This is a genomic window from Streptomyces sp. NPDC048370 (assembly GCF_043200825.1).
In the GTDB taxonomy this organism is placed as follows: domain Bacteria; phylum Actinomycetota; class Actinomycetes; order Streptomycetales; family Streptomycetaceae; genus Streptomyces.
Map to the genome: position 1 here is coordinate 173,888 of NZ_JBICYI010000012.1, position 24,288 is coordinate 198,175.

Below are 24,288 nucleotides of genomic sequence, written 5' to 3' on the forward strand. Positions count from 1 at the left end.
CGCTCCCCTCAGGGCGCCAGGACCCGGTCCCGGCACCAGGAAGGGGTGCCCCAGGCGTCCCGGAGGGGCCGGGCCTTGCGCAGCCAGAGGGAGAGGTCGAGCTCCTCGGTGTAGCCGATGGCGCCGTGGATCTGCAGGGCGGTACGGGCGGCGGTGTACGCGGCCTCGCCGGCGGCGACCTTGGCGGCCGCGAGATCGGTGCTCCGGAACGTGACCGCCGCTCCGAAGAGGAGCGGGCGGGCGAACTCCAGGGCGATCAGGGTGTCGGCCAGGCGGTGCTTGACGGCTTGGAAGGAGCCGATGGGCGCCCCGAACTGGCGGCGCTGCTTGGCGTACACCACGGTCCGGTCGAGGAGCGTGAGCCCGACACCGAGCGCCTGGGCGGCTGTCGCGAGCATGGCCCACTCCCGGGCGCGCGCCGCGGCCTCCCGCACGGCGGGCCCGGCCGCCAGCAACTCCCCACCGGGCGAGGGCCGGGCGAGCCGCCGCGCCGGATCGGCGGACGCGCGCACGCCCTGGTGCCCGGCGGCCAGCCACAATTCCTCCCCCCGGACGACGAGAACGAGATCGGCGACGTCCGCGTCGAGCGCGAGGCCTTGGGAGTCCGGCGCGAGCGTCGCCACCGTCTCGCCCGTCGCGAGCCCCGGCAGCAGCCGCTTCGCCGGGCCCGCGCCGCCCGAGCCGGCCAGCTCCGTCAGCAGGGCCGAAGCCGCCACCGTCTCCACCACCGGGCCCGGAACCCCGTGGCGGCCCAGCTCCACGAAGGCCGTCGTCAGTTCGACCGGGAGGGGGCCCACACCCTCGTACTGCTCCGGGATCGGCAGGGCGAAGACGCCCGCCTCCGCGAGGCGGGACCACAAGGTGCGGCCGGGGCCGTGGTCGCCCGTCGACCAGGCGCGTATCGCCGTCGGCGTGTCCGCCGCCGTCAGCATGGCGTCCAGCGAGCGCGCGAAGTCGCGCTGCTCCTCCGTCGGCTGGAATCGCATCAGCGCCGCCCCTTCGGCAGGCCGAGCAGTCGCTCGGCGATGATGTCGCGCTGGATCTCGTTCGTGCCGGCGTAGATCGGGCCCGCGAGGGAGAAGACGTACCCCTCGCCCCACTCGCCCTCCGCCGACTCCGTCTCGTCGCCCAGCAGGTCGAGCGCCGTCTCGTGCAGCGCGATGTCGTACTCCGACCAGAAGACCTTGTTCAGGCTCGACTCCGCCCCGATCGACGCCCCCGAGGCGAACCGCGCCGCGCCGCCCGCCGTGAAGAGCTGGTACGCCCGCGCGCCGATCACCGCGTCCGCGACCCGGTCCCGTAGCCCCGGGTCCGCACCCGTCTCCCGCCACAGCGCGACCAGGCGGTCCGCCGCCGCCAGGAAGCGGCCGGGGGAGCGGAGCGTCAGGCCGCGCTCGTTGCCGGTCGTGGACATCGCGATCCGCCAGCCCTGGCCGGGCTCCCCGATCACGTCCTCGTCCGGCACGAACACCTCGTCGAGGAAGAGCTCCGCGAACGCGGGCTTCCCGTCGAGCCGCCCGATCGGCCGGACCGTCACCCCCGGCGCCCGCAGGTCGAACATCAGATACGTCAGCCCCCGGTGCGGCCGGGCGGGGTCCGTCTCCGGGTCGGTGCGGAAGATCCCGAAGGCACGGTCGGCGAAGGCGGCCCGCGAGGACCAGGTCTTCTGGCCGGACAGCAGCCAGCCGCCCTCCGTCCGTGCCGCGCGCGACGTGAGCGATGCCAGGTCGGAGCCGGACTCCGGCTCGGACCAGGCCTGCGCCCAGACGACCTCCCCGGTCGCCATCGTCGGCAGCACCCGGGCCCGCTGGTCCTCCGTCGCGTGGTCGAAGAGGGTCGGGGCGAGGAGGTTGATGCCGTTCTGCGAGACCCGGCCGGGCGCCCCTGCCGCGTAGTACTCCTCCTCGAAGATCAGCCACCGGAAGATGTCGGCCTCCCGGCCGCCGTACCGCTCCGGCCAGGACACCACCGACCAGCGGTCGGCGGCGAGTTCGGCCTCCCAGGCGCGGTGCGCGGCGAAGCCCTCTTCCGTCTCCAGGGACGGCAGTGGCACGGCCGGTACGTGGGTCCTCAGCCACTCCCTCGCCTCCGCGCGGAACTCCTGCTCCTCCGTGGTGTACGACAGGTCCATCAGACGCCCGCCTCCTTCATGGCCGCCACGTCCATCCCGCCAAGGGGGTCCCCCCTGCTCGAACGAAGTTGAGAGCTTGGGGGAGGGTCCGCGGCGGTCTCCGCGTTGTGGGCGTGGGCGAGATGGTGGAGCCCGAAGACGGCGTCCATCCCGGCGTGCAGGCCCTGGAGGTCCTCCGCCTGGTTCACCGCCCGCTTCGTCAGGGCGAGGCCGAGTCGGGGCATCTCGCCGATGCGTAGCGCCAGTTCCTCGGTGGACGACGCCAAGTGCTCGCGTTCCACCACCCGGTTGACCATGCCGATCTCGTACGCCCTGCGCGCCGTCATCCGGTCCCCGGTGAAGAGGAACTCCTTGGCGATCCGGGGCGGCATCACCCACGGGTGGGCGAAGTACTCGACGCCCGGAATCCCCATCCGTACCACCGGGTCGGCGAAGAACGCGTCCTCGCTCGCCACGATCAGGTCGCAGACCCAGGCCAGCATCAACCCGCCCGCCACGCAGGCCCCTTGGACGGAGGCGACGACCGGCTTGGGGAGCTCGCGCCAGCGCCTGCACATGCCGAGGTAGACCTCGGACTCGCGGGCGAAGCGGGACTCGGCGCCGCGCTTGTCGGAGTGGTCCCACCACAGTCCGGCGCGGCGGTCGAAGGGGAGATGGGCGTCGCGTTCGGGAGTGCCGATGTCATGGCCCGCGGAGAAGTGCTCGCCCGCGCCCGCGAGTACGACCACCTTGACCTCGGAGTCGTCCGAGGCCCGGTAGAAGGCCTCGTCCAGGGCGTAGGTCATGGCGGAGTTCTGGGCGTTGCGGTAGCGGGGGCGGTTCATCGTCACGTACGCGACCGGGCCGCGACGCTCGTACAGCACGGGCATCTGCATCCTTCGACGCTCCTTCCCTAACAAGTGTTTGGTAGGTTAACGTACGGCCATGAGCAGCGCCATGAGCAGCGTCGAGGAGTTCCGCACCGAGATACGGGACTGGCTACAGACCCACCTCGGTGGAGAGTTCGCCGCCCTCAAGGGCCTCGGCGGACCGGGCCGCGAACACGAGGCGTTCGCCGAACGACTGGCCTGGGAACGGCACTTGGCCGCCCACGGCTGGACCTGCGTCGGCTGGCCGAAGGAGTACGGCGGGCGCGGCGCGAGCATCGAGGAGCAGATCGCCTTCCACGAGGAGTACGCCCTCGCCGACGCCCCCGCCCGCGTCAACCACATCGGCGAACAGCTCCTCGGACCCACGCTCATCGACCACGGCACCGAGGAGCAGAAGGCCCGCTTCCTGCCCCCGATCCGCGCCGTCGAGGAGCTCTGGTGCCAGGGCTACAGCGAACCCGACGCCGGCTCCGACCTCGCCGCCGTCCGTACGCGCGCCGCCCTCGAAGGCGACCAGTGGGTGGTGAACGGCCAGAAGATCTGGACCTCGCTCGCCCACGAGTCCCAGTGGTGCTTCGTCGTCGCCCGCACCGAACCCGGATCGCGACGCCACGCAGGCCTCTCCTACCTGCTCGTCCCCATGGACCAGCCGGGCGTCGAGGTCCGGCCGATCGTCCAGCTCACCGGCACCAGCGAGTTCAACGAGGTCTTCTTCGACGACGCCAGGACCGACGCCACGCACGTCGTCGGCGAGCCGGGCGACGGCTGGCGGGTCGCCATGGCCACCCTCGGCTACGAACGCGGCGTCTCCACCCTCGGCCAGCAGGTCGGATTCCGGCGCGAGTGGGAAGGCCTGGCCGCGCTCGCCCGGCGCAACGGCGCACTCGCCGACCCCCTCGTCCGCGACCGGCTCGTCCAGGCGTGGACCGGCCTCCAGGCCATGCGCGCCAACGCCCTGCGCGGCACCGACCCCTCCATGGCCAAGCTCTACTGGTCGCACTGGCACCGCGACCTCGGCGAACTCGCCATGGACATCTGCGGCGCCGCCTCCACGGTCGTCGCCGCCGAACCCTACGAACTCGACGAATGGCAGCGGCTGTTCCTCTTCTCCCGCGCCGACACCATCTACGCCGGATCCAGCGAGATCCAGCGCAACCTCATCGCCGAGCGGGTGCTCGGCCTCCCGAAGGAGCCGCGCCCATGACCCCACCCGCCTACCTTCCGGGGCACGGTCTCCTCACCGGCCGTACCGCCGTCATCACCGCCGCCGCCGGAGCCGGCATCGGCGGCGCCACCGCCCGCCGCTTCCTGGAGGAGGGGGCCAGGATCCTGATCAGCGACGCCCACGCGCGCCGCCTCAAGGAGACCGAGGCCGCCCTCGCCGCCGAGTTCGGCGCCGACCGGATCGACGCCCTCCCCTGCGACGTCACCGACGAGACCCAGGTCCAGGCCCTCTTCGACACCGCCGTACGGCTCCACGGCCGCCTCGACGCCGTCGTCAACAACGCAGGGCTCGGCGGCACCGCCGCCCTCGTCGACATGACCGACGAACAGTGGAGCCGTGTCCTCGACGTCACCCTCAACGGCACCTTCCGCTGCGTCCGCGCCGCCCTGCGCCACTTCGCGGAGAACGACCACGGAGGCGTGATCGTCAACAACGCCTCCGTCGTCGGCTGGCGCGCCCAGGCGGGCCAGGCCCACTACGCCGCCGCCAAGGCCGGCGTCATGGCCCTCACCCGATGCGCCGCCGTCGAGGCGGCGACCCACGACGTCCGCGTCAACGCCGTCTCACCGTCCCTCGCCATGCACCCGCACCTGGTCAAGGTCACCTCCGCCGAGCTGCTCGCCGAGCTCACCGAACGCGAGGCCTTCGGGCGGTACGCCGAACCCTGGGAGATCGCCAACGTCATCGTCTTCCTCACCAGCGGCTACTCCTCCTACATGACCGGCGAGACCGTCTCGGTCAGCAGCCAGCACGCGTAGGACCAGAATGGACGTGTGCCGAAGACCGCCAGCAGCAACAGCAAGAAGAAGCCCCCGGTGACCGCCTCGCCCGAGCGGCGCCGCGAGCTCCTGGACACAGCGGCCGAGGTGTTCGCCGCCCAGGGGTACAACGCCACGACCGTACGCAAGATCGCCGACGCCGCCGGCATGCTCGCCGGCAGCCTCTACTACCACTTCGATTCCAAGGAATCGATGCTCGACGAGATCCTCTCCACCTTCCTGACCGAGCTGTGGGAGGGGTACGACGCCGTCCTCGCCGCCGGACTCGGACCCAGGGAGACCATCGAGGCCCTCGTCACCGAGTCCTTCCGGGAGATCGACCGGCACCGCGCCGCCGTCGCCATCTACCAGAAGGAGTCCAGGCACCTCAGCGACCAGCCCCGCTTCCACTACCTCTCGGACTCTCAGCAGAAGTTCGAGAAGGCGTGGCTCGGCACGCTGGAGCGCGGGGTCGAGGCCGGGACCTTCCGCGCCGACCTCGACATCCGGCTCACCTACCGGTTCGTGCGCGACACCGTCTGGGTCGCCGCGTCCTGGTACCGCCCGGGCGGACAGCACAGCCCGGAGGAGATCGCCCGCCAGTACCTGTCGATGGTCCTGGACGGGATCGCCGTACGCACATAAACGTTCTTACGTCTGGAGGAGTCGTCATGGCCGAGGCCTACATCGTCGAAGCGGTCCGCACCCCGGTGGGCCGCCGCAAGGGAGGCCTCGCCTCCGTACATCCGGCGGACCTCGGCGCGCACGTCCTGAAGGCCCTCGTCCAGCGATCGGGCGTCGACCCCTCCGCCGTCGAGGACGTCGTCTTCGGCTGCCTCGACACCGTGGGCCCGCAGGCCGGCGACATCGCCCGTACGGCCTGGCTGGCGGCCGGGCTCCCCGAGGAGGTCCCCGGGGTCACGATCGACCGCCAGTGCGGCTCCTCCCAGCAGGCCGTGCACTTCGCGGCGCAGGGCGTCCTCTCCGGCACCCAGGACCTGGTCGTGGCCGGCGGCACCCAGAACATGTCGATGATCCCGATCGCGTTCGCCTCCCGGCAGGCCGCCGAACCCCTCGGGCTGACCGAGGGCCCCTACGCGGGCTCCGAGGGCTGGCGGGCCCGGTACGGCGACGCGCCCGTCAACCAGTTCCACGGCGCCGAGCTGATCGCGAAGAAGTGGCGGATCACCCGCCGTGACCAGGAGGAATTCGCCCTCCGGTCGCACGAGCGGGCCCTTCGCGCGATCGACGAGGGCCGCTTCGCGCGGGAGACCGTGGCCTACGGGGACGTCAGCGTGGACGAGGGCCCGCGCCGCGACACCACCCTGGAGAAGATGGCCGGCCTCAAGCCCGTCGTGGAGGGCGGCACCATCACCGCGGCCTGCTCCTCCCAGGTCTCCGACGGCGCCGCCGCGATGCTGCTCGCGAGCGAGCGGGCCGTACGGGAGCACGGCCTCACCCCCCGCGCCCGCGTCCACCACATCTCGGTGCGCGGCGAGGACCCGATCCGGATGCTCTCCGCGCCCATACCGGCGACCGCGTACGCCCTGAAGAAGACCGGCATGACCATCGACGACATGGACCTCGTCGAGATCAACGAGGCCTTCGCCCCGGTCGTCCTCGCCTGGCTGAAGGAGACGGGCGCCGACCCGGCACGGGTGAACGTCAACGGCGGCGCGATCGCCCTGGGCCACCCCCTGGGCGCGACCGGCGTGAAGCTGATGACCACCCTCCTCCACGAGCTGGAGCGCACGGGCGGCCGCTACGGCCTCCAGACGATGTGCGAGGGCGGGGGCCAGGCCAACGTGACGATCATCGAGCGGCTCTGACGCTCGGCACACGCCGTCCGGCGCCGAGCGGCTCTGATCTCCACGGATCTCCGCGCCGGTCCCGGTGTGACGTGCGTCGCCGTCCCGCCCTTTCGGGTGGGACGGCGTGCTAAGGTCTTGGTGTTGCTAGTTGGTACCCATGAACTTTATGTGCGCCTGACGGGAATGTTCCTCAGGCGCAATTTTGTTTTCCGGACTCTCCGGGATGGGACCCTTACCTATTCAGGAGAAAACATGGCCACCGGAACTGTGAAGTGGTTCAACGCCGAAAAGGGCTTCGGCTTCATCGAGCAGGACGGCGGCGGCGCCGACGTCTTCGCCCACTACTCGAACATCGCGACCTCCGGCTTCCGTGAGCTGCAGGAAGGCCAGAAGGTCACCTTCGACGTCACGCAGGGCCAGAAGGGCCCGCAGGCGGAGAACATCCTCCCCGCCTGATCGCCGTACGCGATTCTCGCAGCCGGGACCCGCACCGCGCAGGTGCGGGTCCCGGCTCGCGCTGTGCTCAGGCACTCTGCTCGGGCGCTCTGCTCAGGCCAGGAAGGCATTTCCCATGACTCGCTCCGAAAAGCGGCCCCGCCGGGCCGCGGAATCCCGCTCCGGAACCATGTCCGGAAATCCTCGCCGTGGCTCCGCCGCCCCCAGGGGTAACGGCAGGCCGAAGGCCGCAGGTCGCGGCCGTGGACCGGCCACGCCTCCGCCGCCGCGCGAGTTCACCCTGCCCGAGACGCTGACGCCCGCGCTCCCCTCCGTCGAATCCTTCGACGCCCTCGACATGCCCGCGGCCCTGGTCAAGACGCTCAACGCGCAGGGAGTGACCGAGCCCTTCCCGATCCAGGGCGCCACGCTGCCGAACTCGCTCGCCGGCCGGGACATCCTCGGCCGCGGCCGCACCGGCTCCGGCAAGACCCTCGCCTTCGGCCTCGCCCTGCTCGCCCGCACCGCGGGCCGCCGCGCCGAGCCCAAGGCGCCGCTCGCCCTGGTCCTGGTGCCCACGCGTGAGCTCGCCCAGCAGGTCACCGACGCCCTCTCGCCGTACGCCACCTCGGTGCAGCTGCGGCTCGCCACCGTCGTCGGCGGTCTGTCGATCACCAAGCAGGCGAACTCCCTGCGCCGTGGTGCCGAGGTCGTCGTCGCCACGCCCGGCCGCCTCAAGGACCTCATCGAGCGGGGCGACTGCCGGCTCGACCAGGTCGCGATCACGGTCCTCGACGAGGCCGACCAGATGGCCGACATGGGCTTCATGCCGCAGGTCGTGGCGCTGCTCAAGCAGGTCGAGGCGGACGGTCAGCGGATGCTGTTCTCGGCCACCCTCGACCAGAACATCGACCGGCTCGTGAAGATGTTCCTGAACGACCCGGTCGTGCACTCCGTCGACCCCTCGGCGGGCGCCGTCACGACCATGGAGCACCACGTGCTCTACGTCGCCGACGAGACCGACAAGAAGGCCGTCACCACCCGCATCGCGGCCCGTGACGGACGCACGATCCTCTTCCTCGACACCAAGCGGGCCGTGGACCGGCTGGTCAAGCGGCTCCTCGCGAGCGGCGTCCGGGCGTCCGGGCTGCACGGCGGCCGCTCGCAGCCGCAGCGCAACCGCACCCTGGACCAGTTCAAGACCGGCCAGGTCACCGTCCTGGTGGCGACCAACGTGGCCGCCCGCGGCATCCACGTCGACGACCTCGACCTGGTCGTCAACGTCGACCCGCCGATCGACCACAAGGACTACCTGCACCGCGGCGGCCGCACCGCCCGGGCCGGCGAGTCCGGCAGCGTCGTCACCCTCGTCCTGCCCGAGCAGAAGCGCGACATGAGCCGGCTGATGTCGAACGCCGGGATCAGCCCGCGCACGGCGCAGATCAAGTCGAGCGACGAGGAACTGACCCGTGTCACCGGCGCCCGCGAGCCCTCGGGCATCCCGGTCGTCATCGAGGTCCCGCAGCCGACCCAGCCCGCCTCCGCCCGGAACGGCGGCCAGCGCGCGCGCCGTGGCGGCGGTGGCGGCACCGGTGGCGCCGGCCGCTCCCGCTCGGGCGCCAACGCCCGTACGGCGACGGGTGGTTCGCGTACCGGTACGGGCGCGAGCGGTGCGCGTACGGGTACGGGCGGTGCGCGTACGGGTACGGGTGGTTCGCCCACCCGCACCCGCAGCGGTGGCGGCGGCCGTGGCCGTCGTGCCGCCGGCGGCGCCGCCTAGTTCCTCCCCGGTCGCCTAGTCGACGAGTCGGTCCTGGAGCTCCGCCAGCGTGCGCGGCTCCAGGCCAAGTCCGTCGGTCAGGTAGCGGAAGAGACTGCCGTAGCCGGTCCTCACCTCGGCCAGCGCGGCATTCAGGTACGTGGTCCGTACCTCCTGCATCGGGATGAGCAGGTCCGGGTTCTGCATGAGCCCGGCCTGCCGGAGCCCCTCGCGCAGCTTGGCGTCATAGGCGGCCCGGAAGGTGTTCGAGGCGAGGAAGTCCTCCACCGCGTACCGCTCCGGTACGCCGGCCACCGTGAGCAGCAGATAACTCAGCCAGCCCGTACGGTCCTTGCCCGAGGTGCAGTGGTACAGCAGCGGGCCGCCGCCCGGACGGGCGATGTCGCGGATCGTCGCGGCGAACCGTGACCGGTTGTCGGCGCTGGTGACGAACGAGCGGTAGACCCCCTCCATGAACGCGGCCGCCCGGCCGCCGCCCAGCATCTCCTCCTGCTTCACCGGGTCCCGCGAGCCGATCGCGGCCCGGATCAGCGCGTTGAGACCGTTGTCGGTCACCGGACGTGCGACGGGGACGAGCCCGCCGGGCAGCCGGTCGGCGCCGTCGGACTGGACCTCCAGCGGGATCCGGAAGTCGACCACCGTGGCGAGGCGCAGCCCCGCGAGCGTGGTCAGATCGGCGTCGGTGAGCTTGCCCAGGGCGTCGCCCCGGTAGACCAGGCCCTGACGCACCCGATCGCCGGTGTACGTGAGATAGCCGCCCAGGTCACGGACGTTGACCGCGCCTTGGAGCGGGATGTGGCGGACGGCCGAGGCGCGGAGCCGACGGCGGGGCGCCGCGACGGCCGGTGGGGCGAGAGAGACGAGAGCGGTGGCGGTGGCGGTGCTCAGCAGTGCGCGTCTCGAAAGGGGCATGACTGAACTCCCTGTCTGAACTCCCGTGCGGGGAGAGTGGGTTCACCCTGGTGATGGCAGGGTGCGGAGCACTTTCTCGGCCTCGGACATGACCCGCAGGACGAGTTCCTCACAGCTGGGGAGGTCCTCGATGATCCCCGCGACCTGTCCGGACGCCATGACTCCGAGGTCGGTGCGGCCCTCGACCATGGACGCTTTGAGGAGCATGGGTGTGTTCGCGGCGAGCAGGACCTGGCTCCACGACAGGTCCTTGCCGTGCTTCATCGCGAGGCCGTCGCGGACCATGGCCGGCCAGGAGAGCCCCGAGAGCTTGCGGAAGCCCGCCGCCCGGCGGACCGCCTGCGCCAACGCCCGTACCCGGCCCGCCCGTTCGAGGGCGGCGACCATCTCCGTACGGAGCATCCGGTGCGGCAGCCCGTCGACGGCCGTCGTCACCGTCACGTCCTTCACCGTGGCGGCGAGGTACTTCGCCTTCACGGCGTCGGGGACGGTGGAGTCGGAGGTGAGGAGGAAGCGGGTGCCCATGGCGATGCCCGCCGCCCCGTAGGAGAGCGCGGCCACCAGACCGCGGCCGTCGTGGAAGCCGCCGGCCGCGATCACCGGGATGGAGACCGCGTCCACGACCTGCGGCAGCAGGACCGTCGTGGCCACGTCGCCGGTGTGCCCGCCGCCCTCGCCGCCCTGCACGATCACCGCGTCCGCGCCCCAGGCCGCGACCTTCTCGGCGTGCCGCCGCGCCCCGATCGAGGGGACGACGACCACGCCCGCGTCCTTCAGCTCCGCGATCAGCTCCCGGGACGGGGCGAGCGCGAAGGAGGCGACCCGTACGCCCTCGTCGATGATGATCCGCACCCGCTCGCGGGCGTCGCCCGCGTCCGCGCGCAGATTGACCCCGAAGGGCCGGTCCGTACGGGACTTCACCTCGCGGACCGCCGCGCGCAGCTCCTCGACGGTCATCGTCGCCGAGGCGAGGATGCCGAGGGCGCCCGCCTCGGCGGTGGCCGAGACCAGGCGGGGCCCGGCGACCCAGCCCATGCCGGTCTGGACGATCGGGTACCGGACCCCGGTGAGCCGGGTCAGCGCCGTCTCCATCAGACCCGTACCTCCCGGTCCCGCAGCCCCTTGGGGTCGATCACCTCGCGGATCATCCGCAGCTCCTCGGCGGTCGGCTCGCGGGTGTACGGGACGTCCTCGCCGATCACGAGCGCGAAGCCGGTGGCCTGTCGGACCTGCTCCACGGTGACGCCCGGGTGCAGGGAGGCGAGCCGCATCGAGCGGTCGGGCGTCTCGAAGTCGAAGACGCCGAGGTCGGAGACGACCCGGGGGATCCGGTGGAAGCGCTCCGCCCCCGCGGCCGCCGCCCGGTCGTAGCCGACGCCGCTGACCATGTCCACGCGCTCGACGAAGACCCGGGGCGAGTGCTTGGGGATCCAGTAACTGACCGGGTTGTTGAGGGTGTTGACGGGCGCTCCGCGTACGCCGAGGAGTTGGCGGGCGGGCCGGGACCAGTCGCCGATGCAGGAGATGTTCTGGTTGCCGTGCCGGTCGATCTGGCTCGCGCCCATCATGACGTGCCGCTTGCCGCCGGTGACCATCGTCAGATGGCGGCGGTACGGCAGCCAGCCCTCGGGCTCCCCGTCGAGGCCCACGAGCATCGCCTCGCCGTCGGTCAGGAGCAGGTCGGGGGCGAAGGAGCGCTTGGCGAGGCGGGCGCCGAAGGAGGAGACCGGGGCCATGGCGGCGGCGAGGACCTCGCCGTTGTCGCGCCAGGCCTCGGCGCAGGCGACGACGCAGTACTCGGGACGGGTGGGCGGGAGGAGGGGGGCTCGTGTCGTGGTGGTCGTGGTCACTGCTGCTCCTCGTGCCAGGTCCGGACGGCCTGCTGGTAGTCGTCCTCGCTCTTGCCGGAGAGGAAGCGCTCGGCGAACTCGGGCCAGGGGGTGGTGGCGTACATCTTCTGGAAGGGCTCGTCGCGGCCGTGGTCGGGGACGCAGGAGGTGAAGTGGGCGCCGTTCGGGGTCTCGACGACGCCGGTGACGCTGTGCCGGCTGACGAGCAGGGACTGCGGGGCGGTGTCGGCGTCGAACCGGTCGACGAGCTGCTCGCAGGAGACGTACGCGGTGTCGGCGGCCTCGCAGAAGAGGTCGTCGAAGTACGGGTCGGGGCCTAGGTACTGGCCGTTGCCGAGCCGGTCGGCGCGGTTGAGGTGGACGAAGGCGGCGTCCATGCGCAGGGCGGGCACGGCGACGAACGTCTCCCCGTCCTCGTACGGCGAGGTCACCGTGCGCAGCTCGGGGTTGACCGTCATCACGTCGGAGCCGAGACCGGCCCTGACCGGCATGAAGGGCAGCCGGTTGGCGGCGGCGTGCAGTCCCCACATGAACATGGCCTCGTCGAGCTCGGTCAGGGCGAGGTCGCCGCGTTCGCGGGCGGCGCGGAAGTGCGGTTCGAGGGGGATGGAGTCCAGGGTGGTGAACGCGGCCACCAACCGGCGGATCCGGCCCGCGGCGGCCAGCAGGCCGACGTCGGGGCCGCCGTACGAGATCACGGTGAGATCGGTGATCTCGGACCGGAGCAACGCTCTGACCAGGGCCATCGGCTTGCGGCGCGAGCCCCAGCCGCCGATGCCGAGGGTCATGCCGGAGCGCAGCCGGCCCACCACCTCGTCGGGTGTCATCGTCTTGTCGGTCACGAGCCGGCCTCCCTGGCCTCGTCCTTGCCGAAGGTGTCGCGGACGCGGTCGGCGACCCCGCTGAGGTTGGCCTCGAAGGTGAAGCCCTGCTCGAAGCGGTAGCTGCGGCGCACGTCGACGGGGTCGATGCCGTTGATGGCGGCCTTGGCGAGCCGGATCAGATACCCGTCCTTGCGCGCGATCTCGCCCGCCAACTCAAGGGCCGCATCGAGGAGTTCCGTCCGCGGCACGACCTTCCAGACGGAGCCGTGGGCGTGGAGCTCGGCGGCGGTGGCGGTGCGTGAGGTGTAGTACAGCGCGCGCATCAGGTGCTGCGGGACGAGCCGGGCGAGGTGGGTGGCGGCGCCGAGCGCGCCCCGGTCCAGCTCGGGCAGGCCGAAGGTGGCGTCCTCGGAGGCGACGATCGCGTCCGCGTTGCCGACGAGCCCGATGCCGCCGCCCAGACAGAAGCCCCCGACGGCCGCGACGACCGGCACCTCGCAGTCGTAGACCGCCGCGAACGCCTCCGCGCAGCCGTGGTTGGCGCCGATGAGGCTGCCGTGGCCGGGGTCCCGCTGCATCTCCTTGATGTCGACGCCCGCGTTGAAGCCGCGGCCCTCGGCGGCGAGGACGACACAGCGGGTCTCGGGGTCGCGGCCGGCGGCGCGTACGGCGTCGGCCAGGTCGTACCAGCCTTGTACGGGCAGGGCGTTGACGGGTGGGAAGTCGACGGTGACGAGTGAGATGCCCTTGCCGGGGCTTGAGGTGGAGACACCCATGAGCGGATCAGCTACCTTTCCACCAAACATTTGTTAGGTGACTGCTTGGTGAGGAAGGTAGCAGCCGATGGAGCTGGACGGGAGGGTGGCCGTCGTCACCGGCGGCACACGGGGGGTCGGCGCGGGCATCGCGCGGGCCTTCCTCAGGGCGGGGGCGAGGGTCGTCGTCTGCGCCCGCCGGCCACCGGACGAGCCGGTGCGGGACGCGGGCAGGGAGGCCGACTTCGTCCCCGTCGACCTGCGGGACCCCACGGCCGTCGGCGAACTCTTCGCCGCGGTCGGCGAGCGGTACGGACGGCTCGACGTCCTGGTCAACAACGCGGGCGGAACGCCGTACCGGCTGCTGGAGGAGGGGGAGGCCGAACGGCACGCGCGGGTGGTGGAGTTGAACCTGACCGCCCCGCTCATGGCCTCGCTGGCCGCCCACGGGCTGCTGCGGGAAGCGCGAGGCTCGGTCGTCATGATCGGCAGCGTGAGCGCGACCCGCCCTTCGCCGGGCACGGCCGCGTACGGCGCCGCGAAGGCCGGCCTGGAGAACCTCGCGCGGTCGATGGCCGTCGAGTGGGCCCCGTACGTCCGGGTGAACACCCTGGTCCTCGGGATGGTCAGGACCGAACTCTCCCATCTGCACTACGGGGACGAGGACGGGATCGAGGCCGTCGCCAGGACCGTGCCGCTCGGCCGGCTCGCCGAGCCGTCGGACGTCGGCGAGGCGGCCGTCTTCCTCGCCTCCGAACGGGCCGGGTACGTCTCGGGGGCCGCACTGCTGGTGCACGGGGGCGGCGAGCGCCCCGCGTTTCTGGATGCCGCGACTGTCAACAAGGAGAGCTGACATGGGACTGTGCGACGACCGGGTCGTGATCGTGACGGGCGCGGGGCGAGGCCTCGGGCGGGCGCATGCGCGGGCCTTCGCCGCCGAGGGGGCGAAGGTCGTCGTCAACGACCTGGGGGTGGGGCTCGACGGCTCCGCCGGTTCCGGGTCACCGGCCGGGCAGGTGGTGGAGGAGATCCGCACGGCGGGCGGCGAGGCCGTCGCGCACGGCGGCGACATCGCCACGGAGGAGGGCGCGGCCTCGCTGGTGGCCGCCGCGCTCGATGCCTTCGGCCGCCTGGACACGCTGGTCAACAACGCGGGATTCCTGCGGGACCGGATGCTCGTGAACCTCGGCGAGGACGACTGGGACGCGGTCATGCGCGTCCATGTGAAGGGCCACTTCCTGCCGCTGCGGCATGCCGCCGCGTACTGGCGGGGGGAGGCGAAGGCGGGACGCGAGCCGGTGGCGCGGGTCGTCAACACGACATCAGGGGCGGGCCTGTTGGGCAGCGTCGGGCAGGGGAACTACGCGGCGGCGAAGGCCGGGATCGTCGGTCTGACGCTGGTCGCGGCGGCGGAGATGGGCCGTTACGGCGTCCAGGTCAACGCGATCGCCCCGGCCGCGAGAACCCGGATGACCGAGCAGGCCTTCGCGGGTCTGGAGGGCGCGCCGGAGGACGTCTCGCCGCTGGTGGTCTGGCTGGGCTCGGCGTCCTCGGCGGGCGTGACGGGCCGCGTCTTCGAGGCGGAGGCGGGCCGGATCAGGGTCATGGAGGGGTGGCGGCCGGGCCCTTCGACGGACAAGGGCGCGCGCTGGACCCCGGCGGAGGCGGGGGAGGCGACGCTGAAGCTGCTGGCCGATGCGGAGGTGCCGGGGCGGGTGTACGGGGCGACGGGCTGAGGGGCCGGCGGGGTGCGGGGGCGGCGGGGTGCGGGGGCGGGGGGGGGTGGGGGGGTGGGGGGCCGAGCCCCCGCCCCCCGGCCCCCCGCCAGGAGCCCGGTCGTCAGGTGCGGTCGCCGCAGCAACCGCCGCCGGGGCGCGGCGGCTTCGGCTTGTCGGGGCCGCCGGAGCCGCCGGAGCCGCCGGGGCCGCCGGGGCCGCCGGGGCCGCCGGAGCCGCCGGGGCCGCCGGGGTCGCTGGGCCCGTGCGGCTTACCCGGCCCACCCGGCTCGTGCGGCCCACCCGGCTCGTGCGGCCCACACGGGCCAGGTCCACCCGGTCCACCCGGTCCACCAGGCCCACCCGGTCCCCCCGGCCCATGCGGCCCGCACCCGCACGGCCCGTGCGGCGGGCGGGTCAGGCAGCGGCAGAGGGCCTTGAGCAGGCGGCGGAGGGTCGCCTCGCAGGGGTCGCCGCCGCCCGGGGGCGGGGCCGGCGGGGCCACGACCACCGGCGGGCGGCCCGGTTGGGTGACGATGACCCCGGGGGCTCCCGGGACGTCCGGGTCCCAGGTGACCGGGATCGTGTAGCTGCCGTCGCCGTTGTCCCTCACCGGTCCCGTGACCGTCGTGCCGGGCGCCCCCGTGATCGGGAGGTCGTCGAGGTGACCGGGCCCCACGTGGTTGCCGTACCGGTCGCGCGGGACGATCGTGAGCGTGCCGCCGTCGGGCGGTCCGGTGACCGTGACCGTCGTCCGGCCCGGGTCCACCGAGACGTCGACGTGCACCGTCCACTGCGTCTCCCGGGTCGACACGCACCCCTCGCCGTACACCGCCCGGGCGTGGAACGTGTAGTTCCCCTCCACCGTGAGCAGTTCGGTCTGCGGGTTGCCGAAGAGGCCGCCCGCCTCGAAGGCCCCCTCCGTGTGGGCGGCGTCGTTGAAGAGCGGGAACGTCTCGCTCACGTATCCGAACAGTGGCCTCCCCGCCGCCCGCTCCAGCGCCCGCAGCGTCGCGTGCCGGGCCGGGATCGTGTCACCGCCGACGGTCACGGGCGCCCTGAGCCCCGCCTGGGTCAGGACGTTGCCGGCGCCCGCCGTGGGCCGCGTCGCCGTGAGGTCGATGCGCGCGTGGTGCGGGCTGCCGCCCTCCTCGTACCGCAGGAAGACCCGCGGATTGATCACGTCGCCGGTGTAGAAGCGGCTCGGTCCCGCCACCCGGTCGAGCCTCGGCCCGCCGGAGGCCACCACCTGCACGAAGTACCGCAGGTCCACCCCCGGAGGCGGGATCTCGCCGCCGCCCGGCCGGAACACCTGCACCCTCCACTGGCCGTCGCGCTCCTCCCCGTACGGCAGCGGCACCCGCAGGAACGTCCAGGTGTGCCCGTGCTCCGAGACGACCCCGGCGGTGGACGTCGACACGAAGTCGCCGTCCGGTGTGAGCAGCCCGATGCCGAGCTCCCCGTCGACGTTGTCCCAGCCGACCACCACGGTCAGCGACTCCTCCCCGCACACATGGAACGGGATCGGATCGCTCCGTCGCACCGCCGCAGGCATGTCGAACTCGGGGTCGAAGAGCGCGCCCGATTCGAAGATGTTCCCGAAGGCGAGGCCGAAGAACTTCTTCAGCGCCAGACCGTTCCCGGCCCGGGTGTAGAGCCCGCCGCGCTCCTGCGTCAGCTGGGTGAGCAGCGCCCCGTCGAGACTGGTCTCCGTGCCGAAGCCGATGGCACTGACGTCGATCCCGGCGAGCCCGCCGCGCACGTCGGCGATCATCGGTGGGGTGTTCTGCAGCCCGTCGGTGAGCAGCAGCACGGAGCGCTGGTTGGTGCCCGGCGCGGGGAACTGGCCGCGCGCGGCGTCGAGTCCGCCGCCGATCGTCGTCATCCCGCCGGGCGAGAGCCCGCCGACCACACCGCCCGAGTACGGCGGCGGCCCGGCCAGCGCCGTCTTCGTCGCGTCGGTGACCGGCGCCAGGGCGAAGTCGACGGGTGAGCTCGCGGACGTGGAGAAGGAGACGAGCCCGAGCCGGTTCCCGGTGCCCGCGCGGACCAGCCGGACGAAGAGCGAGGCCGCGTCCCGGGCCTCCTCGATCTTCGTACGGTCGCGGCCCGTCCCGGCCTTCTCCGTCATGCTGCCGGAGCGGTCGACCACCACCATGACGTCCCGGTTCGCGGGCGGCCCGGGCGGTGTGGCGAGGTCGCGGAGGACGCTCGCCGTCGGGGAGTACGACAGCCGGCACGCGCCGCCGCGGGACAGGACGCCGATCACCCGGCCGGAGGTGTCGAAGAGACCGGAGCCCGAACTGCCGCCCGACACGTCGAAGTTGACGTCCACCCCAGCCGCCGAGCTGGTGATGATCCCGCCGAACGAGGCGTGCGGCGGGGAGAGTTTCTTCACCGCTCCATTGGGGTGGTGCACCCCGAAGACGGCCTCGCCGGGCGCCGGGAGGTCCGGTCTGATCGGGATCGGCGTGATCCCGAGCCCGGCCGCGGGCACCTCCAGTTGCAGCAGGCAGTAGTCGAGGCCCGAGCTCGGGTCCCAGCGGTGCCGCAGCACCTTCACGACCTTGTGGAAGCGCGCCGCGTACCCGGCGGGCCGGGCGCCCGCGCAGTCCGTCGCGTAGTCGAAGGTCACCGAGGCCGAGGCGGCCTCCGCGGCCACGTCCGTCAGACAGTGTCCGGCCGTCAGCACCACGTTCGGCTCGACGAGCGTGACGGAGCAGGTCGAGAAGTGGTGGCCGTGGGCCGCCACGATCATGCCGACGCTCTTCGCGACCCGGGCCCGCACGTCCGAAGCCGGGGTCGCGCAGGCCGCGTTCTCCCAGTTCGGTGGCGTGTTGCAGAACCAGAACGGGTCGTACTTCGGCTCCGTGTACACCGCTTCGCCCAGGAACGGGTCGCTGTTCGAGAACGCCGTCGGGTCCTGCTCGCCCGCGTGCCGCTCGCCGCGTGCGTACCGGTCGAGCGTCGCCCCGCCGGTCGCGGCGCCGTCGGTGACGTACCGGATGGGCACCCGCCCGCCGGGCAGCGCGTACACGTTGACCGGGCGGGACCAGAACTCGGAGCCGTGGGCGGCGGTGAACACGTCCTTGCCGTAGCCGAGTTCGACCTCCAGGCGGTTGTTCGCCGGCAGGCTCACCCCCTGGAAGTGCAGGACCACCAGCTTCGTGCCCGACGGCGCGGGCGTGTACGGGAAGTCGATCGCCCACGTTCCGGGCGAGGTCGGGGGCGCGCCCGAGGCGGGCCCGATGACGACGGCGGGTGACAAGGTCTGGACCGTGCCGGTGATGTGCGACATGGATCTCTCCAGTGGGTTCGCGGCAATGCGCTCGTCACGAGATGTGCCCGTACCATCACGTACTGTAATCATCCCTGTTGGGGGCGTGAAGAGGCGCGTGGGGCGCCCGCAATGCGCGAGGCGGCGGTTTCCCGGACAGCGGGAATCCGCGCTCCCCCCGCGCCGCCCCACCGGCCTACGGTCGGTCGGCCTGTCCTCACCGGTCATGCAGCGCATGATGGGCGTCGACGAGCCCGACTACGGCCACCTGCTCGACGACATGGAGCTCCGCTCCGACGAGCCCGTCCCCGTCGCCCGCTACTGCGCACGCCGCGTCGAGGTCGAGATCGGCTTCGTCCTCGGCGTCGACCTCCCCGGCGAGGGCTGCACCCCGGCCGACGTCCTCGCCGCCACCGAACGCGTCGTCCCCGCCCTGGAGTTGATCGACAGCCGGATCGCCGACTGGCGCATCACCATCGGCGACACGATCGCCGACAACGCCTCCTCCGCCGGATTCGTCGTCACGGCGAGGGCCGCCCACCCGGCGACGTCGACCCCAAGGCCGTCGAGGCCCGGCTCCACGAGGACGGCGCGCCCCTCGCCGAAGGCCGCGGCGACGCCGTCCTCGGCGACCCCGCCGTCTCCGTCGCCTGGCTCGCCAGGACCGTCGCCCGCTTCGGCGTCCCGCTCAGGAAGGGGCACCTGATCCTGCCCGGCTCCTGCACCCGCGCCGTCGACGTGACCGCCGGGCGTACGTACACCGCCGAGTTCACCGGGCTCGGTTCCGTCTCCCTCTCCTTCTGCTGAGGCACGATGACCACCCTCACCGCCGCCATCGTCGGCTCCGGCAACATCGGTACCGACCTGCTCCACAAGCTCCTGCGCTCACCCCACATCGAGCCCCGCTGGATGATCGGCGTCGATCCGGAGAGCGAAGGGCTCGCCCGGGCCCGCAGGATCGGCCTGCGGACCTTCGACGACGGGGTCGACCGGCTCCTCGACGGGGCCGAACTCCCCGACCTCGTCTTCGAGGCGACCTCCGCGCTCGTCCACCGGGCCAACGCTCCCCGCTACCGCGAACGCGGCATCAAGGCCGTCGATCTGACCCCCGCGGCCCTCGGCCCGGCCGTCGTCCCGCCCGCCAACCTCACCGCGCACCTCGACGCCGAGGGGACGAGATGGTCGAGCGGTTCGAGTTCGAGATCGACACCACTCGGGCCAACCGGGCGTGGGAGGCCGAGGTCGCCGAGAACCTGGCAAGGCGCGCGCGGTGATGCGCCCTGTGGAGTGCGCCGCCTGCGGGAACCAGGTGCTGTGCGAGAAGTTCAGCCCGGCGCACACCTCCGTGCAGTGGTCGGGCCCCTCGGCGGCCGTGTGCCCGGTCGTCCGGGCGCGGGTCGCCGGGGGCGAGCCCGCCGGGCGGGTCCGCGCGTGCGAGGAGCTGCGCGGCTCCATCGACGCGGCGGTGGCGAGCGGCACGCTGGAGGTGACCGGTGCAGACCTTCCGTAGCGTCGCGGGGACCGGCTGCGGAACCGGCGGCGGGACCGGCGGCGGGACCGGCGGCGGGACCGGTGGTTGGAACAGTGGTGGGACCAGCGCCCGAAGCAGTGACGGAATCGGTCGTGCCCGTAGCCTCCGGGTCACGGTCGCCGAGGTCGTCCCCGAGACGGACGACGCCGTCTCCCTCGTCCTCGACGCCGACTTCCCCTAACGCCCGGGCCAGTTCCTCACCGTACGGCTGCCCGACGGCGGCGCCCGCTGCTACTCCCTCGCCAGCTCGCCGCACACCGGCGAGGCTCCGAAGATCACGGTCAAGAAGGTCCCGGGCGGGCGCGGCTCCGGCTGGCTGTGCGAACGGGTCGGTATCGGGGACGAGTTGGAGGTTCTGCCGCCCGCCGGCACCTTCACCCCCGCCTTCCCCGGCCGCGACATGCTGCTGGTCGCAGGTGGCAGCGGCATCACCCCCGTCATCTCGCTGGCCAAGTCGGCGCTGGTGGCGGGGGAGGGGCGGGTCGCGCTGTTCTACGCCAACCGGGACCAGTCCTCCGTCGTCTTCCGCGACGAACTGCGCGAACTGGCCGAGGACTTCGCAGGGCGTCTCGTCCTCACCCACTGGCTGGAGTCCCTCCAGGGCCTGCCGACGGCAGACCTGCTCGCCCCCGCCCTCGCCCCGTACGCAGCCAGGGACATCTACCTGTGCGGGCCGGCCCCGCTGATGGAGGCGGCGGAGACGGCCGTACGGTCGGCGGGCGGGCGCCGCGTCCACCGGGAGCGGTACTTCTCCCTCGCCGAGGACGTCTTCACCCGCGAGGAGACGGTGGTCGACCAGGCCACGTACACCGCCGAGGTCCGCCTGGACGGCCAGGTCCACCGGGTGACCGGCGGACCGGCCACCCCGCTCCTCGACACCCTCCTCGCGGCCGGCGTCGACGCCCCGTACTCCTGTCGCGAGGGCGCCTGCGCGGCCTGCACCTGCCGGATCACGGCGGGCGAGGTCAAGATGGCCCGCAACGAGGTCCTGGACCCGTCGGACCTGGCCGAGATGTGCTCGCCTGCCAGGCGGTGCCCCTCGGCGAGCGGCTGGAAGTGACGTACGAGTGAGGGCCGCACACGCCGTCCCCACAACGTGCGGAAAAAGTTAACGTCCGTGGAATTGAAGGGAGTTGGACTGTTCGAGTCACTTCTACGCGCGTCATCATCGAGCCATGAGGATCCCCCCACGAATCTCAGCCATCGGCGGCGCGGCCGCGCTCGTCTCGACTCTCCTCCTCGGTGCCCCGGCCACCGCGGCCGTCGCCCCGACCTCCGCCGCACCGGCCGCGTCCGCGTTCTCGGCCGCCCCCGTCGGAGACATCTGCTACTCCGACCTCCCCTCCCAGGCCCACGACACCCTCCGCCTGATCGAGCAGGGCGGCCCCTTCCCCTACCGCCAGGACGGCAGCGTCTTCCAGAACCGGGAGGGCATCCTCCCGGCCCACTCCACCGGCTACTACCACGAGTACACGGTCAAGACCCCGGGCTCCACCACCCGGGGCGCGCGCCGCATCGTGACCGGCGAGTCGCACCAGGAGGACTACTACACCGCCGACCACTACGCCTCGTTCGACCTCGTCGACTACGACTGCTGACCGCGCGACTCCCTGAACACCCGGTCCGCGGCCGCATCTTCCCCACGCCCCCGGCCGCGGACCGGGCAGGGCGGAACCCCCGCCGCCCTCCCGCAGCACGCCCTGGCTACATCCACTCGCTGAAGCGCAGCCACCCCATCATCGCGTCCATCTCGCCCTCCGAGACCCGGGTCCTCGGCTGCGGCGCGGCGGCCGCGGGCGGCGCCGGGGTCCGGCCCGGGCCGAACAGGTCACCACGGGAGGGGACGGCGGAGTCCTCCGCGCCGCCGATCCGCTCCAGGCGGACGACCTCCGTGCCGTCGAGGACGTACAGATGGACCAGGTGTCCCGTCGACTCGTGGAGCGCGTGGAGGCGGGGGAGCGCCGCCCTGCGCAGCCGGTTGTGGTGCGCGGCGAGGGCGCCCAGCTCCAGCATCCGCATCCCCATGCGGTAGTCCCGGCCCTCCCGGTCGAGCCAGCGCAGCTGGACGAGCTGGTCGAGGATGCGGTGCGCCGAGGAGCGCGGGATGCCGGACCCCCGACGGCCACCGCTCCGTCTACGCGGAGGCCTGGCTCGGCGCCCACCTCCCCGGCGCGGCCACCGCCCCCGGCGACGGCCGCACCGAGGACGACAAGGAACTCTGGGCCGCGGACCGTTTCGACGGTGGACTCCCTGAGGCCCCCTGGGACACGTACACCACCGACCCGGCCGTCCGCGCCGACGCCCTCGACTCCGTCCTGCGCCTCGGCTTCGTCCTGCTGCGCGCGGTCCCCGTGCGCGACCGCCAGGTCCTCGACGTGGCCCGCACCTTCGGCCACGTACGCGAGACCAACTACGGCGAGCTCTTCGAGGTCCGCGTCGAGGCCGACCCCAACAACCTCGCCTTCACCGGCGCCCGCATCACCCCGCACACCGACAACCCCTACCGCGACCCGGTCCCCACCCTCCAGCTCCTGCACTGCCTCACCAACGCGGCCCAGGGCGGCGACTCCGGACTCGTCGACGGCTTCCACGCCGCCGCGCTGCTGCGCGCGGAGGACCCGGAGGCGTACGAGATCCTCACCCGCGTCCCGGTCCCCTTCGCCTTCGCCGACGAGCACACCGAACTCCGCGCCCACCGGCCCCTGATCGGCACGGACCCGACCGGCCGACTCCGCGAGATCCGCTTCAACAACCGCTCCATCGGCACCCTGAGCCTCCCCGCCGACCTGCTCGACGTCTTCTACGCCGCCTACCGGCGCTTCGGCGAGATCCTCCTGCGGCCGGAACTCCAGCTGGACTTCAGGCTCACCCCCGGCGACTGCCTGATCTTCGACAACACCCGGCTGCTGCACGCCCGTACGGCCTTCGCCGAGTCCGGCGACCGGCACCTCCAGGGTGCGTACGCCGACATCGACGGCCTTGCCTCCACCCTCGCCGTCCTGCGCAGGGAAGGGGACGCGAAGTGAACCCGCTCGACACGCTCGCCGGGCTCTTCGAGGGCGAGGGCAGCGCCGAGTACTTCGGCGAGGCCGTCACCCAGGCCGAGCACATGCTCCAGGCCGGCGCCCTCGCCGAGGCCGCCGGCGCCCCCGCGCACCTGGTCGCCGCCGCGCTCCTGCACGACGTCGGCCACTTCCGGGGCGCGGTCACCGGCCGCGACCTGATGGAGAACGGCAGCGACAACCGGCACAGCCACACCGGAGCCGACTGGCTCGACCAGTGGTTCGGGCCCGAAGTCACCGAACCCGTACGGCTGCACGTCGCCGCCAAGCGCTACCTCTGCGCCGTCGAGCCCGGCTACTTCGCCCTCCTCTCCGAGGCCTCCGTGCACACCCTGGCCGTCCAGGGCGGCCCGATGACCGAGGAGCAGGTGCGCGCCTTCGAGGCCCACCCGGGCGCGGCCGACGCCGTCGCCGTACGCCGCTGGGACGAGCAGGCGAAGGACCCGGACATGCCGACTCCCGGCTTCGAGCACTTCCGGCCGCTGCTCGCGGCGCTGCTCCGGCCGGCGTGACACCACCTCCGTACACGACTGAACCCGGGGTCCAGGACCCCGGGTTCAGTCGTGTACGGCGATTCACGCGCCCAGTCTTCGGCCCAGCGCGCTCGTCGCCGTCGAGCTCTGCATCGTGAACGCCACCGTCCCCGGCAGATAGCGGTCCTGCGACCACTCCACCGGCGTCCCCGCCGGATCCGTCGAGTGCCGCCGCTCCCGCAGCAGCGACTCCCCGACCCGGCAGCCGAGCAGCTCCGCGTCGTCGGCGTCGGCCGGCACCAGGTCGATGGTGTGCCGCGCGTCCGCGAACAGCACGCCGTGCAGCTCCAGTTGCTCCGAGTGCGAGACCGTGTCCAGCGGCATCCCGGCCACCAGCTCCCCGATCCGCTCCGGATACGTCGTCCGCTCCACCATCACCGGCACGCCCGCCAACGTCCGCAGCCTGCGCACCCGGAAGACCGGCGTACCCTCCTCGACGCGCAGCTTCTCCGCCTCCTCCGCGTCCGCCGGCACCCGGTCGACCGCCACGATCCGGCCGCCCGGCTCCTCGCCGAGGGAGCGCGCCCAGCGCGTGAACGAGCGCAGCTCGCCGAAGCTGTGGAGCCGCGGGCCGCCGAGGACGACCCGGCGCGAACCGCGCCGCGAGGTGATCAGACCGTCGGTGCGCAACGCGGCGAGCGCCTGGCGGACCGTGCCCCTGGACACGCCGTAGCGGCGGGCCAGTTCGTCCTCGGCGGGGAGCTTCGCCCCCGAACCGTACTCCCCCGCCGTGATGGCGGTCCGCAGATCCGCGGCGACCTTCAGGTACAGCGGTGTCCTGCCGCGTTCCTCACTCACGGGCCCACCCTGCCATGTGCGC

At 72.7% G+C, this 24,288-nt stretch carries 27 protein-coding genes and 1 pseudogene; 16 read left to right on the forward strand and 12 right to left on the reverse strand.

Annotation, left to right across the window (positions count from 1 at the left end; all coding sequences use genetic code 11):
* Positions 1–8: 8 nt before the first annotated feature.
* From ACGFYP_RS25110 to ACGFYP_RS25120, 3 genes are read right to left on the reverse strand one after another with little or no spacing between them, the layout of a single operon-like run.
* Positions 9–986 (reverse strand): acyl-CoA dehydrogenase family protein, encoded by a 978-nt coding sequence (locus ACGFYP_RS25110; protein ID WP_393497628.1) that lies wholly within the window; start codon positions 984–986, stop codon positions 9–11.
* Positions 986–2,131, reverse strand: a complete 1,146-nt coding sequence (locus ACGFYP_RS25115; protein WP_393497631.1) for an acyl-CoA dehydrogenase family protein — start codon at positions 2,129–2,131, stop codon at positions 986–988. Before ACGFYP_RS25115 ends, ACGFYP_RS25110 begins: the two co-directional genes overlap by 1 nt.
* Positions 2,131–3,006: an enoyl-CoA hydratase gene (locus ACGFYP_RS25120; RefSeq protein ID WP_393497635.1), complete on the reverse strand. Its 876-nt coding sequence runs from the start codon at positions 3,004–3,006 to the stop codon at positions 2,131–2,133. The genes ACGFYP_RS25115 and ACGFYP_RS25120 overlap by 1 nt, the downstream gene beginning before the upstream one ends.
* 61 nt (positions 3,007–3,067) lie before the next feature.
* On the opposite strand from ACGFYP_RS25120, the gene ACGFYP_RS25125 reads away from it, so the two are divergent.
* The 6 genes from ACGFYP_RS25125 (at position 3,068) to ACGFYP_RS25150 (ending at position 9,009) form a co-directional block, all read left to right on the forward strand.
* Entirely contained in the window at positions 3,068–4,204 is a 1,137-nt protein-coding gene (locus tag ACGFYP_RS25125) for an acyl-CoA dehydrogenase family protein (RefSeq protein ID WP_393497878.1), read from the forward strand.
* Complete coding sequence (locus ACGFYP_RS25130; protein WP_393497638.1) at positions 4,201–4,983, forward strand: SDR family oxidoreductase; 783 nt, start codon at positions 4,201–4,203, stop codon at positions 4,981–4,983. Before ACGFYP_RS25125 ends, ACGFYP_RS25130 begins: the two co-directional genes overlap by 4 nt.
* A gap of 15 nt (positions 4,984–4,998) precedes the next feature.
* Positions 4,999–5,628 carry a TetR/AcrR family transcriptional regulator gene (locus ACGFYP_RS25135; protein ID WP_393497641.1) on the forward strand — a complete coding sequence of 210 codons (630 nt, stop codon included), beginning with the start codon at positions 4,999–5,001 and terminating at the stop codon, positions 5,626–5,628.
* A gap of 26 nt (positions 5,629–5,654) precedes the next feature.
* Positions 5,655–6,812 (forward strand): acetyl-CoA C-acetyltransferase, encoded by a 1,158-nt coding sequence (locus ACGFYP_RS25140; protein ID WP_393497644.1) that lies wholly within the window; start codon positions 5,655–5,657, stop codon positions 6,810–6,812.
* A 234-nt stretch (positions 6,813–7,046) separates the two neighbouring features.
* Positions 7,047–7,250, forward strand: a complete 204-nt coding sequence (locus ACGFYP_RS25145) for a cold-shock protein (protein WP_290114082.1) — start codon at positions 7,047–7,049, stop codon at positions 7,248–7,250.
* Positions 7,251–7,365: 115 nt separating this feature from the next.
* Positions 7,366–9,009 (forward strand): DEAD/DEAH box helicase, encoded by a 1,644-nt coding sequence (locus ACGFYP_RS25150; protein WP_393497649.1) that lies wholly within the window; start codon positions 7,366–7,368, stop codon positions 9,007–9,009.
* Positions 9,010–9,024: 15 nt separating this feature from the next.
* On the opposite strand, the gene ACGFYP_RS25155 is transcribed toward ACGFYP_RS25150, so the two are convergent.
* The 5 genes from ACGFYP_RS25155 to ACGFYP_RS25175 are packed head-to-tail and all read right to left on the reverse strand — an operon-like array spanning position 9,025 to position 13,371.
* Positions 9,025–9,921 (reverse strand): tyrosine-protein phosphatase, encoded by an 897-nt coding sequence (locus ACGFYP_RS25155; RefSeq protein ID WP_393497652.1) that lies wholly within the window; start codon positions 9,919–9,921, stop codon positions 9,025–9,027.
* 42 nt (positions 9,922–9,963) lie between these two features.
* A complete protein-coding gene (locus ACGFYP_RS25160; protein ID WP_361967759.1) occupies positions 9,964–11,013 on the reverse strand; it encodes a nitronate monooxygenase in 1,050 nt (349 codons plus the stop codon).
* Positions 11,013–11,771, reverse strand: a complete 759-nt coding sequence (locus ACGFYP_RS25165; RefSeq protein ID WP_393497655.1) for a CoA-transferase subunit beta — start codon at positions 11,769–11,771, stop codon at positions 11,013–11,015. The genes ACGFYP_RS25160 and ACGFYP_RS25165 overlap by 1 nt, the downstream gene beginning before the upstream one ends.
* Entirely contained in the window at positions 11,768–12,613 is an 846-nt protein-coding gene (locus ACGFYP_RS25170; RefSeq protein ID WP_393497658.1) for a CoA transferase subunit A, read from the reverse strand. Before ACGFYP_RS25170 ends, ACGFYP_RS25165 begins: the two co-directional genes overlap by 4 nt.
* Positions 12,610–13,371 carry an enoyl-CoA hydratase family protein gene (locus tag ACGFYP_RS25175; protein WP_393497661.1) on the reverse strand — a complete coding sequence of 254 codons (762 nt, stop codon included), beginning with the start codon at positions 13,369–13,371 and terminating at the stop codon, positions 12,610–12,612. The genes ACGFYP_RS25170 and ACGFYP_RS25175 overlap by 4 nt, the downstream gene beginning before the upstream one ends.
* Before the next feature lie 67 nt (positions 13,372–13,438).
* Between ACGFYP_RS25175 and ACGFYP_RS25180 the strand changes: the two genes are divergently transcribed.
* Positions 13,439–14,203 carry an SDR family oxidoreductase gene (locus ACGFYP_RS25180; protein WP_393497664.1) on the forward strand — a complete coding sequence of 255 codons (765 nt, stop codon included), beginning with the start codon at positions 13,439–13,441 and terminating at the stop codon, positions 14,201–14,203.
* Between the two features lies 1 nt (position 14,204).
* Positions 14,205–15,086 (forward strand): SDR family oxidoreductase, encoded by an 882-nt coding sequence (locus ACGFYP_RS25185; protein ID WP_393497668.1) that lies wholly within the window; start codon positions 14,205–14,207, stop codon positions 15,084–15,086.
* A gap of 103 nt (positions 15,087–15,189) precedes the next feature.
* Here ACGFYP_RS25185 and ACGFYP_RS25190 read toward each other — a convergent pair whose 3' ends face one another.
* Positions 15,190–18,363, reverse strand: coding sequence for a trypsin-like peptidase domain-containing protein (locus tag ACGFYP_RS25190; RefSeq protein WP_393497671.1), 3,174 nt, complete (start codon positions 18,361–18,363; stop codon positions 15,190–15,192).
* A gap of 205 nt (positions 18,364–18,568) precedes the next feature.
* Between ACGFYP_RS25190 and ACGFYP_RS25195 the strand changes: the two genes are divergently transcribed.
* Positions 18,569–19,048, forward strand: a complete 480-nt coding sequence (locus ACGFYP_RS25195; RefSeq protein WP_393497674.1) for a 2-keto-4-pentenoate hydratase — start codon at positions 18,569–18,571, stop codon at positions 19,046–19,048.
* 179 nt (positions 19,049–19,227) lie between these two features.
* On the opposite strand, the gene ACGFYP_RS25200 is transcribed toward ACGFYP_RS25195, so the two are convergent.
* Positions 19,228–19,395 carry a hypothetical protein gene (locus ACGFYP_RS25200; protein WP_393497677.1) on the reverse strand — a complete coding sequence of 56 codons (168 nt, stop codon included), beginning with the start codon at positions 19,393–19,395 and terminating at the stop codon, positions 19,228–19,230.
* A gap of 220 nt (positions 19,396–19,615) precedes the next feature.
* Here ACGFYP_RS25200 and ACGFYP_RS25205 point away from each other — a divergent pair, with 220 nt between their 5' ends.
* The 5 genes and pseudogenes from ACGFYP_RS25205 (at position 19,616) to ACGFYP_RS25225 (ending at position 21,471) form a co-directional block, all read left to right on the forward strand.
* On the forward strand, positions 19,616–19,852 hold the full coding sequence (locus tag ACGFYP_RS25205) for a hypothetical protein (RefSeq protein WP_393497680.1): 237 nt from the start codon (positions 19,616–19,618) through the stop codon (positions 19,850–19,852).
* Complete coding sequence (locus ACGFYP_RS25210) at positions 19,836–20,054, forward strand: hypothetical protein (RefSeq protein ID WP_393497683.1); 219 nt, start codon at positions 19,836–19,838, stop codon at positions 20,052–20,054. Before ACGFYP_RS25205 ends, ACGFYP_RS25210 begins: the two co-directional genes overlap by 17 nt.
* Before the next feature lie 27 nt (positions 20,055–20,081).
* A pseudogene (locus tag ACGFYP_RS25215) lies at positions 20,082–20,189 on the forward strand (3-ketosteroid-9-alpha-hydroxylase); the annotation flags it as partial.
* A 30-nt stretch (positions 20,190–20,219) separates the two neighbouring features.
* Positions 20,220–20,933, forward strand: coding sequence for a flavin reductase family protein (locus tag ACGFYP_RS25220; protein ID WP_393497686.1), 714 nt, complete (start codon positions 20,220–20,222; stop codon positions 20,931–20,933).
* A 115-nt stretch (positions 20,934–21,048) separates the two neighbouring features.
* Positions 21,049–21,471 (forward strand): ribonuclease domain-containing protein, encoded by a 423-nt coding sequence (locus tag ACGFYP_RS25225; protein WP_393497689.1) that lies wholly within the window; start codon positions 21,049–21,051, stop codon positions 21,469–21,471.
* 106 nt (positions 21,472–21,577) lie between these two features.
* Here the strand turns inward: ACGFYP_RS25225 and ACGFYP_RS25230 are convergent, their stop codons facing one another.
* Positions 21,578–21,898 (reverse strand): hypothetical protein, encoded by a 321-nt coding sequence (locus tag ACGFYP_RS25230; protein WP_393497693.1) that lies wholly within the window; start codon positions 21,896–21,898, stop codon positions 21,578–21,580.
* Between the two features lie 311 nt (positions 21,899–22,209).
* Between ACGFYP_RS25230 and ACGFYP_RS25235 the strand changes: the two genes are divergently transcribed.
* Entirely contained in the window at positions 22,210–22,899 is a 690-nt protein-coding gene (locus tag ACGFYP_RS25235; RefSeq protein WP_393497881.1) for a TauD/TfdA family dioxygenase, read from the forward strand.
* Positions 22,896–23,447, forward strand: a complete 552-nt coding sequence (locus ACGFYP_RS25240) for a phosphonate degradation HD-domain oxygenase (protein ID WP_393497696.1) — start codon at positions 22,896–22,898, stop codon at positions 23,445–23,447. Before ACGFYP_RS25235 ends, ACGFYP_RS25240 begins: the two co-directional genes overlap by 4 nt.
* 63 nt (positions 23,448–23,510) lie before the next feature.
* Here the strand turns inward: ACGFYP_RS25240 and ACGFYP_RS25245 are convergent, their stop codons facing one another.
* Positions 23,511–24,266, reverse strand: a complete 756-nt coding sequence (locus ACGFYP_RS25245) for a GntR family transcriptional regulator (protein ID WP_393497699.1) — start codon at positions 24,264–24,266, stop codon at positions 23,511–23,513.
* Positions 24,267–24,288 lie beyond the last annotated feature (22 nt).